The sequence below is a fragment of the Kineococcus gurbantunggutensis genome, assembly GCF_050871925.1.
Taxonomy (GTDB): domain Bacteria; phylum Actinomycetota; class Actinomycetes; order Actinomycetales; family Kineococcaceae; genus Kineococcus.
Window position 1 is genome coordinate 1 of record NZ_JBJLSG010000150.1, and the last position, 12,031, is coordinate 12,031.

The 12,031-nt window shown below is 75.1% G+C and carries 12 protein-coding genes; 9 read left to right on the top strand and 3 right to left on the bottom strand.

Annotated elements, in window-relative coordinates; all coding sequences use genetic code 11:
* Positions 1-137 precede the first annotated feature (137 nt).
* The 4 genes from lspA to ACRYR7_RS20595 all read left to right on the top strand — a co-directional run bounded on the left by lspA (position 138) and on the right by ACRYR7_RS20595 (position 5,815).
* A complete protein-coding gene (gene lspA / locus ACRYR7_RS20580; protein WP_432573974.1) occupies positions 138-683 on the top strand; it encodes a signal peptidase II in 546 nt (181 codons plus the stop codon).
* Positions 676-1,599, top strand: a complete 924-nt coding sequence (locus tag ACRYR7_RS20585; protein WP_432573975.1) for an RluA family pseudouridine synthase — start codon at positions 676-678, stop codon at positions 1,597-1,599. Before lspA ends, ACRYR7_RS20585 begins: the two co-directional genes overlap by 8 nt.
* A 158-nt stretch (positions 1,600-1,757) precedes the next feature.
* Positions 1,758-5,303: a DNA polymerase III subunit alpha gene (dnaE, locus tag ACRYR7_RS20590; RefSeq protein ID WP_432573976.1), complete on the top strand. Its 3,546-nt coding sequence runs from the start codon at positions 1,758-1,760 to the stop codon at positions 5,301-5,303.
* Positions 5,291-5,815 (top strand): hypothetical protein, encoded by a 525-nt coding sequence (locus tag ACRYR7_RS20595; protein WP_432573977.1) that lies wholly within the window; start codon positions 5,291-5,293, stop codon positions 5,813-5,815. Before dnaE ends, ACRYR7_RS20595 begins: the two co-directional genes overlap by 13 nt.
* Before the next feature lie 9 nt (positions 5,816-5,824).
* Here the strand turns inward: ACRYR7_RS20595 and ybaK are convergent, their stop codons facing one another.
* Both ybaK and ACRYR7_RS20605 read right to left on the bottom strand, forming a co-directional pair.
* The gene (gene ybaK, locus ACRYR7_RS20600; RefSeq protein ID WP_432573978.1) at positions 5,825-6,334 is read right to left on the bottom strand and encodes a Cys-tRNA(Pro) deacylase; all 510 of its coding nucleotides are present in this window, start codon (positions 6,332-6,334) and stop codon (positions 5,825-5,827) included.
* A gap of 42 nt (positions 6,335-6,376) precedes the next feature.
* Entirely contained in the window at positions 6,377-7,057 is a 681-nt protein-coding gene (locus ACRYR7_RS20605; protein ID WP_432573979.1) for an LON peptidase substrate-binding domain-containing protein, read from the bottom strand.
* Positions 7,058-7,179: 122 nt separating this feature from the next.
* Between ACRYR7_RS20605 and hisD the strand changes: the two genes are divergently transcribed.
* Positions 7,180-8,493: a histidinol dehydrogenase gene (gene hisD / locus ACRYR7_RS20610; RefSeq protein ID WP_432573985.1), complete on the top strand. Its 1,314-nt coding sequence runs from the start codon at positions 7,180-7,182 to the stop codon at positions 8,491-8,493.
* Positions 8,490-9,107 carry a hypothetical protein gene (locus ACRYR7_RS20615; protein ID WP_432573980.1) on the top strand — a complete coding sequence of 206 codons (618 nt, stop codon included), beginning with the start codon at positions 8,490-8,492 and terminating at the stop codon, positions 9,105-9,107. The genes hisD and ACRYR7_RS20615 overlap by 4 nt, the downstream gene beginning before the upstream one ends.
* Positions 9,108-9,142: 35 nt before the next feature.
* Here ACRYR7_RS20615 and ACRYR7_RS20620 read toward each other — a convergent pair whose 3' ends face one another.
* On the bottom strand, positions 9,143-9,478 hold the full coding sequence (locus ACRYR7_RS20620; protein ID WP_432573981.1) for a hypothetical protein: 336 nt from the start codon (positions 9,476-9,478) through the stop codon (positions 9,143-9,145).
* Positions 9,479-9,539: 61 nt separating this feature from the next.
* Here ACRYR7_RS20620 and ACRYR7_RS20625 point away from each other — a divergent pair, with 61 nt between their 5' ends.
* From ACRYR7_RS20625 to hisH, 3 genes are read left to right on the top strand one after another with little or no spacing between them, the layout of a single operon-like run.
* Entirely contained in the window at positions 9,540-10,685 is a 1,146-nt protein-coding gene (locus ACRYR7_RS20625; RefSeq protein ID WP_432573982.1) for a histidinol-phosphate transaminase, read from the top strand.
* Positions 10,682-11,281, top strand: coding sequence for an imidazoleglycerol-phosphate dehydratase HisB (gene hisB / locus ACRYR7_RS20630; protein ID WP_432573983.1), 600 nt, complete (start codon positions 10,682-10,684; stop codon positions 11,279-11,281). The genes ACRYR7_RS20625 and hisB overlap by 4 nt, the downstream gene beginning before the upstream one ends.
* Positions 11,278-11,919 carry an imidazole glycerol phosphate synthase subunit HisH gene (hisH, locus tag ACRYR7_RS20635; RefSeq protein WP_432573984.1) on the top strand — a complete coding sequence of 214 codons (642 nt, stop codon included), beginning with the start codon at positions 11,278-11,280 and terminating at the stop codon, positions 11,917-11,919. Before hisB ends, hisH begins: the two co-directional genes overlap by 4 nt.
* Positions 11,920-12,031: the final 112 nt, after the last annotated feature.

A 12,031-nucleotide genomic window follows, 5' to 3' on the forward strand; every position in this document is an offset into this window, starting at 1 on the left:
GGCAGCTTAACTCTCTGCTGGACGGCCCCGCCGCGCGGCGCGCCCGCCCCCGCCCCCCCCCCGGCGCCCCCCCCCCCGCCCCCCCCCCCGGGAGCGCGGGACGGCGCCGGGCGCGCTCGTGGGAGACTCGTGCCGCCATGACCGATTCCCCGCCGCCCGCCGCGCACCCGCGCCGCACCTCCCGGGCCCTCGCCCTCGCCGCGCTCGTCTACGCGCTGGACCAGGTGACCAAGGTGCTGGCCGTGGCCCACCTCGAGCCGGGCGTGCGCGAGCCGTTCGTCGGGGAGCTGCTGCAGTTCCACCTGATCCGCAACCCCGGGGCGGCGTTCAGCTTCGCCACCGGGGCCACCTGGGTCTTCACCGTCGTGGCGGTCGCGGTGGTCGTCGTGGTCCTGTGGCTGGTGCGCCGCCTGCGCAGCACCGGCTGGGCGCTGGCCCTGGGCTTCCTGCTGGCGGGCGCGGCCGGCAACCTCACCGACCGCCTGCTGCGCCAGCCCGGCTTCGCCCGCGGGCACGTGGTGGACTTCCTGGAGCTGCCGCGCTGGCCGATCTTCAACGTGGCCGACGCGAGCATCTGCGCGGCGGCCGTGCTCATCGCCGTGCTGTCGCTGCGCGGGGTGGGCCTGGACGGCACCCGCGAGCCGAGCCGCGCCCGCGGTGCGGGGGAGGGGTCCCGTGCCTGAGTCGCGCAGCCTGCCGGTCCCGGACGGCCTGGAGGGCGAGCGCGTGGACGCCGCCCTCTCGCGCCTGCTGGGCCTGTCCCGCACCCGCGCCGCGGAGATCGCCGCCGCGGGCGGCGTCCTCATCGACGGCTCCCCGGCCGGCAAGTCCGACCGCGTGCGCGCGGGCGCCTGGCTGGAGGTCGAGGTCCCGGACCCGCCGTCGGCGCCGACGGTGGTCGCCGAGGTCGTCGAGGGCCTGACGGTCGTGCACGACGACGACGACCTCGTCGTCGTCGACAAGCCCGTGGGCGTCGCCGCCCACCCCAGCCCGGGCTGGACCGGCCCGACGGTGGTCGGCGGCCTGGCCGGCGCCGGCTACCGCATCGCCACCTCGGGGGCGGCCGAGCGGCAGGGCGTGGTGCACCGCCTGGACGTGGGCACCTCGGGGCTGATGGTCGTGGCCAAGAGCGAGCAGGCCTACTCCGCCCTCAAGCGCGCCTTCAAGGAGCGCACGGTCGACAAGGTCTACCACGCGGTCGTGCAGGGCCACCCGGACCCGCTGCGCGGCACGATCGACGCCCCCATCGGCCGGCACCCCGGCGGGGCCTACAAGTTCGCCGTGACGGCCGAGGGCAAGCCGTCGGTGACGCACTACGAGGTGCTGGAGGCCTTCCGCGCCGCGGCCCTGGTGGAGGTGCACCTGGAGACGGGGCGCACGCACCAGATCCGCGTGCACTTCTCCGCGCTGCGCCACCCGTGCGTGGGGGACCTGACGTACGGGGCGGACCCGACGCTGGCGGCCCGCCTGGGCGTGCAGCGCCAGTGGCTGCACGCGGTGCGGCTGGGCTTCGAGCACCCGGGCACCGGGCAGCCGGTGGAGTTCACCAGCTCCTACCCGGACGACCTGGCCACCGCCCTGCAGCGCCTGGCCGACTGACCCGCGGCCCCGCCGCGCTGCGCGGCCCGCACGACGGCCCGCGCGACGGCCCGCACCGCGCCCGGCGCGGGCGGCGGGGCTGCCCGCGCCCGTCGGCGCGGGCGCCTACCATCGTTCCCGCACCACCCCCGCTGCACCGCTCCAGGAGGCGCCTGACCATGGCATCCGCCGACTCGTTCGCCCACCTGCACGTGCACACCGAGTACTCGATGCTCGACGGTGCGGCGAAGGTCGACGACCTCTTCCGCGAGGCCGCGGCCATGGGGATGCCGGCGGTGGCGACCACCGACCACGGCTTCGTCTTCGGCGCCTACGACTTCTGGAAGACCGCCAAGAAGCACGGCGTGAAGCCGATCATCGGCGTCGAGGCGTACCTGGCGCCGGGCACGGCCCGCCAGGACAAGACGCGCGTGAAGTGGGGCGACCAGGGCACCCGCCCCGGCGACGACGTCTCCGGATCGGGCTCGTACACCCACATGACGATGCTGGCGGAGAACACCACCGGCATGCACAACCTCTTCAAGATGAGCTCGCTGGCCTCCCTGGAGGGCTTCCTCTACAAGCCCCGCATGGACCGCGAGCTGCTCAGCACGTACGGCAAGGGCCTGATCGCGACCACCGGCTGCCCCTCCGGCGAGGTGCAGACGCGCCTGCGCCTGGGCCAGTACGACGAGGCGCGCGCCGCGGCGGCGGAGTTCCGCGACATCTTCGGCGCGGGCAACTTCTTCTGCGAGCTGATGGACCACGGCCTGGACATCGAGAAGCGCGTGCAGGACGACCTGCTCAAGCTCGCCAAGGACCTCGACCTGCCCCTGATCGCCACGAACGACCTGCACTACACCAAGGCCGAGGACGCCCAGGCGCACGCCGCGCTGCTGTGCGTGCAGTCCGGCTCCACGCTGGCCGACCCCAAGCGCTTCAAGTTCGACGCCGACGAGTTCTACCTCAAGAGCCCCGCGGAGATGCGCCACCTGTGGCGCGACCACCCCGAGGCGTGCGACAACACCCTGCTCATCGCCGAGCGCTGCGGGGTGGAGTTCACCGAGTCGACCGGCGCGTACATGCCGCGCTTCCCCTGCCCGCCCGGGGAGGACGAGGAGAGCTGGTTCGTCAAGGAGGTCTGGAGCGGGCTGGCCCAGCGCTACCCCGCGGGCATCCCGGACGACGTGCGCAAGCAGGCCGACTACGAGATCGAGGTCATCACCTCCAAGGGGTACGCCGGCTACTTCCTCGTCGTCGCCGACTTCATCAACTGGTCCAAGGAGAACGGCATCCGGGTCGGCCCGGGCCGCGGTTCCGGCGCCGGGTCGATGGCCGCCTACGCCATGAAGATCACCGACCTGGACCCGCTGCGGCACGGCCTGTTCTTCGAGCGCTTCCTGAACCCCGAGCGCATGTCGATGCCCGACTTCGACGTCGACTTCGACGAGCGCCGGCGCGGTGAGGTCATCCAGTACGTCGTGGAGAAGTACGGCACCGACCGCGTCGCCCAGATCGTCACCTACGGCACCATCAAGGCCAAGCAGGCCGTCAAGGACTCCTCCCGGGTGCTGGGCTTCCCCTTCTCCATGGGCGACCGCATCACCAAGACGATGCCGCCGGCCGTCATGGGCAAGGACATCCCGCTGTCGGGCATCTTCGACCCGAACCACAAGCGCTACTCCGAGGCCGGGGAGTTCCGCGATCTCTACAAGAACGACCCGGAGGTCGTGCGGGTCGTCGACACCGCCCGCGGGCTGGAGGGCCTGAAGCGCCAGTGGGGCGTGCACGCCGCGGGTGTCATCATGTCCTCCGAGCCGCTGATCGACCTCATCCCGATCATGAAGCGCGAGGCCGACGGCGCGATCATCACCCAGTTCGACTACCCGACGTGCGAGACGCTCGGGCTGGTCAAGATGGACTTCCTGGGCCTGCGCAACCTCACGATCCTCGACGATGCCCTGAAGAACGTCGAGCTCAACGGCAAGGACCCCGTCGACCTGGAGTCCCTGGAGCTGACCGACCCGGCCACCTACGAGCTGCTCGGGCGCGGCGACACCCTGGGCGTGTTCCAGTTCGACGGCGGCCCGATGCGCTCGCTGCTGCGGCTGATGCGCCCGGACAACTTCGAGGACATCTCCGCCGTGGGCGCGCTGTACCGCCCGGGCCCGATGGGCGCCGGCTCGCACACCGCCTACGCGCTGCGCAAGAACGGCCAGCAGGAGATCACCCCGATCCACCCGGAGCTGGAGGAGCCCCTCAAGGAGATCCTCTCCACCACCTACGGCCTGATCGTGTACCAGGAGCAGGTCATGTCGATCGCGCAGAAGGTCGCCGGGTACACGCTCGGCAAGGCCGACCTGCTGCGCCGCGCGATGGGCAAGAAGAAGCGCGAGGTCCTCGACGCCGAGTACGTCGGCTTCGAGGCCGGCATGAAGGAGAACGGGTTCTCCGCCGCCGCGGTGAAGTCCCTGTGGGACATCCTGGTGCCCTTCTCCGACTACGCCTTCAACAAGGCGCACTCGGCGGCGTACGGGCTGGTGTCCTACTGGACGGCGTACCTGAAGGCGAACTACCCGGCCGAGTACATGGCCGCGGTGCTCACCAGCGTGCGCGACGACAAGGACAAGTCGGCGCTGTACCTCAACGAGTGCCGCCGCATGGGCATCCAGGTGCTGCCGCCGGACGTCAACGAGTCCAGCGCGAACTTCACCCCCGTGGGCAAGGACATCCGCTTCGGCCTCACCGCGATCCGCAACGTCGGCGCCAACGTCGTCGACGCGATCGTCGCCGCCCGCGCGGAGAAGGGCCGCTACGAGTCCTTCACCGACTTCCTGACGAAGGTGCCGGCGGTGGTGTGCAACAAGCGCACCATCGAGTCGCTCATCAAGGCCGGCGCCTTCGACTCCCTGGGGCACCGCCGCCGCGCCCTCGTGGCCAAGCACGAGGACGCCGTCGACGCGGTCGTGGACGTCAAGCGCAACGAGGCCATCGGCCAGTTCGACCTGTTCGCCGGCCTCGGCGGCGGCGACGGCGAGGCCGGCGGGGCCGGGTTCACCGTGGAGATCCCCGACCTGCCGGAGTGGGAGAAGGGCGAGCTGCTCGCGCACGAGCGGCAGATGCTCGGCCTGTACGTCTCCGACCACCCGCTGTTCGGCCTGGAGCACCTGCTGGCCAACGCCTCGGACTGCTCCATCGCCTCGCTGACGGCGGACGAGTCCCGCCCGGACGGCTCGCAGATCACCGTCGCCGGCATGATCACCGGCCTGCAGCGCAAGATGACCAAGCAGGGCAACCAGTGGGCCATCGTCACGGTGGAGGACCTCGAGGGCGCCATCGAGTGCCTGTTCTTCCCGCAGTCCTACCTCACCGTCGCCCCGCTGCTGGCCGAGGACCTCGTCGTGGTCGTCAAGGGCCGGCTGAACCGGCGCGACGAGGTGCCCACGATCTACGCCTCCGAGCTGCAGGTGCCCGACGTCAGCGCCACCGACGGCCTGCCGGTGACCGTCTCGCTGCCCACGGCGCGCTGCACCCCGCCGGTCGTGGAGCGCCTGCGCGACGTGCTCACCACGCACCCGGGCACCACCGAGGTGCGCCTGCGGCTGACGAGGGCCGGCGGGGGCTCGGGCACCCTCATGCGGCTGGACGACGCGCTGCGCGTGACGCCGAGCCCGGCGCTGTTCGGCGACCTCAAGGCGCTGCTCGGGCCGACGTGCCTCGCCTGACGCGCGCGGCCGGCGGCGCCACCGGCGAGGCGCCCGCTGCCGCGCCGGCCGCCGCGGCGCCCGGGCTGCGCCTGCCGCTGGGCCTGCTGCTCGGCCAGGCCGCGGTGGGCGCGCTGCTCGGCGCGGCCTGGTGGGCGCTGGCGCGCCGCCCGGCCGCCTGGCTGGTCGGCGAGCCGGTGGTCACCTCCACCGCCCAGTACCCCGTCGCGCGCGACGGCTCCTTCGCCGTCCTGACCGCCGCGGTGGGCCTGGTGGCGGGGCTGGTGGTGCTGCGGCGCGCCGGCGAGCGCCCGGTCCCGGTGCTGGTGGCGGGCCTGGCCGGGGCGCTGGCGGGAGCGCTGCTCACCGTCGCCGTCGCGGGCGCGCTGCCGCCGGCGGACCCCGCCGACCCCGCGCACGTGTCGGTCTACGCCTGGGCGGTGGTGCTCGTGCAGCCGCTGGTGCTCAGCTGCGTGGTGGCCCTGGTGACGCTGTCGGCCACGCTGGTCGACTGGGTGCGCGCGGCCGGCTGAGCCGCCCGGTCAGCCGCGCGCGATCGGCGCGAGCGCGGCACCGGTGGCCGCCACCAGGTCGCCCGGCGCCAGCTCCACCTGCAGGCCGCGCCGCCCGGCGCTGACGAGCACCGTGGCGAACCCGGCCGCCGAGGAGTCCACGAACGTGGGCAGGGCGTTCTTCTGCCCCAGCGGGCTGATGCCGCCCAGGACGTACCCGCTGGAGCGCTGCGCGCGCGCCGGGTCGGCCATCGCCGCCCGCTTGCCGCCGGCCGCGCCGGCCAGGGCCTTGAGGTCCAGCGCGGCGGCCACGGGCACCACGGCCACCACGAGCCGGCCGTCGACGTCGGCCAGCAGCGTCTTGAGCACCCGACGGGCGTCGACGTCCAGCCCGCTGGCGCGCAGCGCGCGCACGGCCTCCTCGCCGTAGGCGGTGCTCGCGGGGTCGTGCTCGTACGGGTGCGGGGTGTGGGCGACGCCGAGCTCGGCGAGCACCCTCAGGGCGGGCGTGCCCGCCTCGGCGCGCCGGCGCTTGGCCACGGTCCCTCCCGGTGCTCGGCGGCTCTGGCTCGGCGGCTGTGGTCAGTTGAGGTTGGGCGCCTCCCCGGGCAGCTCGGAGGCCGGCACGGTGCCCAGCGCGGCGACCAGGGCGGTCTCCCGCTTCAGCAGCGCCAGCTCCTCCGTCAGCCGCGCCCGGGTGTCCGGCGCCTCCAGCAGCCGCTGCCGCTCCGCCAGCGGCAGCACGGCCGCGGCGGCCACGAGGTAGGACAGCACCGAGGGGTCGGCCGGGGCGGTGGCCCCGCCGATGCCCAGCTGCTCGCGGTAGGCGGCGAAGCGGCGCTCCACCGCGCCGGCCAGGGCGGCGACGTCGGCGGGCACCGGCGCCTCCTCGTCCTCGGCCTCCTCCTCGCCGTAGGGCTCCACGAGCCCGGTGAGGTACGGGGTGCCGGCCGCGCCGTCGAGGCCGACCAGGCGGAAGCGGGTGGCGCCGACGGTGACGATCTCGTAGCGACCGTCGTCGAGCTCGCTGACCTCGCGCAGCAGGGCCACGCAGCCGACCTCGTGCAGGGCCCGCGCGTTGCCCTCGCCGACCTCGTGGCCCTCGCGGATGGCGACCACGCCGAAGCCCTTGGGGCCCTCGCCCCCCTCGGCGACGAGGTCCTGCACCAGGCGGCGGTAGCGCGGCTCGAAGACGTTCAGCGGCAGCACGAGCCCGGGGAAGAGCACGCTGCCGAGCGGGAAGAGGGGCAGGCGCTGGGGCACCGGGGGAGTCTAGGGCCGCGGTGGCGCGCGGCGGCGGGCGGCACCGCCCTCCGTACACTCGTGCCGTGACCCCAGCCGCCCAGCCCGACGCCCCGCTGCCCGCCGCGGGCACCGTCCCCGCGCTGCGCCGCACCGACCTGCGCGGGCGCACCCTCGACGCGGTGGCGCTGCGCTCGCTGGTGCCGCGCGCGGAGGTCGACGTGGCCGCCGCGCTGGCCACCGTCGCCCCGATCTGCGAGGACGTGCGCGCCCGCGGCACCGCCGCCCTGGTGGAGCTGACCGAGCGCTTCGACGGGGTGCGCCTGAGCGACGTGCGGGTGCCGCGCGAGGCGCTGAGCAGCGCCCTGGCGGCCCTGGACCCGCAGGTGCGCGCGGCCCTGGAGGAGAGCGTGCGCCGCGCCCGCCTCGTGCACGCCGACCAGCGCCGCACCGACACCACCACGCGCCTGGCCCCCGGCGGCACCGTCACCGAGCGCTGGGTGCCGGTGGGGCGGGTGGGCCTGTACGTGCCCGGCGGGCGGGCCGTGTACCCCTCCAGCGTCGTCATGAACGTCGTGCCCGCCCAGGAGGCCGGGGTGGCCTCCATCGCGGTGACCAGCCCGGCGCAGCGGGACCACGGCGGCCTGCCGCACCCGACGATCCTGGCCGCCTGCGAGCTGCTCGGCGTGCGGGAGGTGTACGCGGTCGGCGGCGCCCAGGCGGTGGCGATGTTCGCCTACGGCGCGCGCGGCGCGGACGGGGAGGTCGTCGTGGCCCCCGTGGACGTGGTGACCGGCCCGGGCAACATCTACGTCGCCTCCGCCAAGCGGTACGTGCAGGGCGTGGTGGGCATCGACTCCGAGGCCGGGCCCACCGAGATCGCCGTCCTGGCCGACGACACCGCCGACCCCCGGCACGTCGCCGCGGACCTGGTCAGCCAGGCCGAGCACGACCCGATGGCCGCCGCGGTGCTCGTGACGCCCTCCCGGGCCCTGGCCGACGCGGTGGACGCGGCGCTGGTGGAGCTCGTGCCGGCCGCCAAGCACGCCGCCCGCATCGCCGAGGCGCTGGCCGGCAGCCAGTCCGGCGTCGTCCTCGTCGACGACGTCGACGCCGGCGTGGCGGTCGTGGACGCCTACGCCGCCGAGCACCTGGAGGTGCAGACCGCCGACGCGCGCGCGGTCGCGGCCCGGGTGCGCAACGCCGGGGCCGTCTTCGTCGGGGCGCACTCGCCGGTCTCGCTGGGCGACTACTGCGCCGGCTCCAACCACGTGCTGCCCACCGGTGGCACCGCCACCCACTCGGGGGGCCTGAGCGTGCAGACGTTCCTGCGCCCGGTGCACGTCGTGGACTACGACGAGGCCGCGCTGCGCGAGGTCGCCGGGCACGTCGTGGCGCTGGCGGAGTCCGAGGACCTGCCCGCGCACGGGCAGGCCGTCACGGCGAGGTTCGCGTGAGCGAGCGCCCCGGCGGGCCGGGCGGGCCTGGCGGCCCGGGCGAGGAGCCCCTGGAGGGCCTGGGCGAGGACTTCGACTTCGACGCGGCCTTCCAGCGCGAGTTCGGCCCCAAGCCCCCGCTGCGCTCGGTGCTCGTGGTCCCGGTGGCCGCCGCCCGCAAGCTCGCCGAGGTGTGCACGGTCGCCGGGGTGCGCGCGCACGTGGTGCCGGTGCGCGGGGTGGGCTGCGTGCTCGTCACCGAGGACCCGGCCACCGGCGAGCAGGACGCGCAGGCGCTGTCGGCGGTGGTGCGCCAGGCGGAGGTGCTGCTGCTGACGGTGCGCGAGGAGTCCATCGAGGGGCAGAGCTGGACCGCCGGGCAGCGCGGCCCGGACCCCAAGCCGGGCCTGCTGCTGTCGGTGTGGCCGGACGAGGTGCAGCGCATCGTCCTGGGCAGGGTCGACCCCGCCGAGGCGGCGGGCGCGGCGCAGGGCGGCGAGGGCAGCCGCATCGGCGCGTTCTGGAAGCTGTTCCGCCGGGACGACGGGCGCGGCGACGCCGGCGCCCCGGGTTCCCCCGGTGACCCCGGTGACCCCGGTGACGACGACGGCCGGGAGGGCCCCGGCGGGCGCTGACGCGCCGGAGGGGGTCGTGGGGTCCTGCGGGGCGCTCAGCGCCGCAGGACGACGACGGCCTCGGTGTCGGTCAGCCGGTCCAGGCCGGCGGTGAAGCCGGCCACCTGCGCCTCGGTGCCCACGTCGAGGGAGACCTCCTGGCCGGCCACCTCCAGGCGCACCGAGTCGTCCCCGGCCTCCAGCAGCCGCGCCTGCACCCCCAGCACCGACACCTCCGGCTGCCCGGTGCGCGGGAAGGTCACCGTGCAGCCGTCCAGGGTGCACTCCGCCCGCGTGCCGCCCTCCGTGCCGGCGCTGCAGGCGGCGGCCCCGGCGGCCAGCGCCAGGCAGGTCAGGGCGGTGGCGGCGCGGCGCGCCAGGGGGGTGCTCACCGCTCCGATGCTAGGCGGCCGGGCGGTCGGCGCGGCCGCGGCGCTCTGGGAGAATGCCGCCGTGAGCACCGACACCACGCGCCCGCCGGCCCGGGGGACCGCCCTGGACGACCTCCCGCTGCGCGAGGACCTGCGCGGCGAGCACCCCTACGGCGCCCCGCAGCTGCACGTGCCGGTGGTGCTCAACGTCAACGAGAACCCCTACCCGGTGGCCCCGGAGGTCGTCGCCGACGTCGCCGAGGCCGTCGCCCGCGCCGCCGGCGGCCTGAACCGCTACCCGGACCGCGAGTTCCTCGACCTGCGCGCCGACCTCGCCGCGTTCCTGCGCACCGAGTCCGGCGCGGAGCTGAGCCCGGAGCAGGTGTGGGCCGCCAACGGCTCCAACGAGGTCATGCTCCACGTGCTGCAGGCCTTCGGCGGTCCCGGCCGCACCGCGCTGAGCTTCGCGCCGACGTACTCCATGTACCCGGAGTACGCCCGCGACACCCTCACCCGCTGGGTGACCGGCCGGCGCGCGGACGACTTCACCCTCGACGTCGAGCACGCCCGCGCCCAGGTCGCCGAGCACCGCCCCTCCGTGGTGCTGCTGGCCAGCCCGAACAACCCCACCGGCACGGCGCTGCCGCTGTCCACGGTCGAGGCCGTCCTCGAGGCCGCCGACGCCCTGCCGCAGCGCGCGGTCGTCGTCGTCGACGAGGCGTACGGGGAGTTCCGCCGCACCGGGGTGCCCAGCGCGCTGGAGCTGCTGCCGGCCCACGGCAACCTGGCCGTCTCGCGCACCATGAGCAAGGCGTTCTCGCTGGCCGGCGCGCGCGTGGGCTACCTCGCCGCCGCCCCCGCCCTCGTCGACGCCCTGCGCATCGTGCGGCTGCCGTACCACCTCTCGGCCGTCACGCAGGCCGTCGCGCGCGCGGCGCTGAAGCACTCCGCCGCGCTGCTGTCCACCGTCGACGAGCTGCGCGCGCGCCGCGACGAGACCGTGGAGTGGTTGCGCGGCAACGGGTACCGCGTCGCCGACTCGGACGCGAACTTCGCTCTGTTCGGCACCTTCGCCGACCGGCACGCGGTGTGGCAGGGGCTGCTGGAGCGCGGCGTGCTCATCCGCGAGACCGGCCCCGACGGCTGGCTGCGGGTGAGCATCGGAACACAGGAGGAGATGGCGGCGTTCCGACGGGCGCTGACCGAGGTCGACGGGGAGAAGAAGTGAGCCGCACCGCGCGCGTGGAGCGCAGCACGTCCGAGTCCAGCGTCCTGGTCGAGCTCGACCTCGACGGCACCGGGCGCACCGAGATCGACACCACGGTGCCGTTCTACGACCACATGCTCACCGCCCTGGGCAAGCACTCGCTGATGGACCTCACGGTGCGCGCGAAGGGCGACACCCACATCGACGTGCACCACACCGTCGAGGACACCGCCATCGTGCTCGGCCAGGCGTTCCGCCGGGCGCTGGGCGACAAGCGCGGCATCCGCCGCTTCGCCGACGCCACCGTCCCGCTGGACGAGGCGCTGGCGCACGTCGTCGTCGACGTCTCCGGCCGCCCGTACTGCGTGCACACCGGCGAGCCCGCCGGGCAGGAGCTGCACCTCATCGGCGGGCACTTCACCGGCTCGCTGACCCGCCACGTGCTGGAGAGCTTCGCCTTCCACGCGCAGATCGCCCTGCACGTGCGCGTCCTCGCCGGCCGCGACCCCCACCACGTCGTCGAGGCCCAGTTCAAGGCCCTGGCCCGCGCGCTGCGCTACGCCGTCGAGCCCGACCCGCGCGTGCAGGGCGTGCCCTCCACCAAGGGGGCCCTGTGAGCAGGCGGGTCGTCGTCCTCGACTACGGCTTCGGCAACGTCCGCTCCGCCGTGCGCGCCCTGGAGCGCGTGGGCGCCGACGTGGAGCTGACCGCCGACAGGAGGGCCGCCCTGGAGGCCGACGGGCTGCTCGTGCCCGGCGTGGGCGCCTTCGCCGCCGTCAACGCCGGCCTGCACGCCATCGACGGCGCCGGCATCGTCGACAAGCGCCTGGCCGGCGGGCGCCCCGTCCTGGGCATCTGCGTGGGCCTGCAGGTGATGTTCGAGACCTCCACCGAGCCCGGTGACGGCCTGCCCGACGGTCTGGGCCAGTGGCCGGGCACCGTCGAGCGCCTGCCCGCGCAGGTCGTGCCGCACATGGGCTGGACGCCGGTGCAGGTGCCGTCCGGCTCGGTGCTCTTCGACGGCGTGGAGGACGAGCGCTTCTACTTCGTGCACTCCTACGCCGTGCAGCGCTTCGAGCTCGTCGACACCACCGGCGGCCTCGTCGAGCCGCCGAGGGTGACGTGGGCCGAGCACGGCGCCCGCTTCGTGGCCGCCGTGGAGAACGGCGCGCTGGCCGCCACCCAGTTCCACCCCGAGAAGTCCGGCGACGCGGGCGCGCAGCTGCTGCGCAACTGGGTGACCTCGCTGGGCTGAGCCGGGCCGGGCGGGGGGGGGGGGGGGGGGGGGGGGGGGGGGGGCGGGGGGGGGGGGGGGGGGGGGGCGGGCCGCCCGCGCCGCGCCCCCCCCCCCCCCCCCCCCCCCCCCC

Excerpts from the sequence above, each read along its gene's own strand:
- lspA (WP_432573974.1), top strand. The coding sequence starts at position 138 with ATGACCGATTCCCCGCCGCCCGCCGCGCACCCGCGCCGCACCTCCCGG.
- dnaE (WP_432573976.1), top strand. The coding sequence starts at position 1,758 with ATGGCATCCGCCGACTCGTTCGCCCACCTGCACGTGCACACCGAGTAC.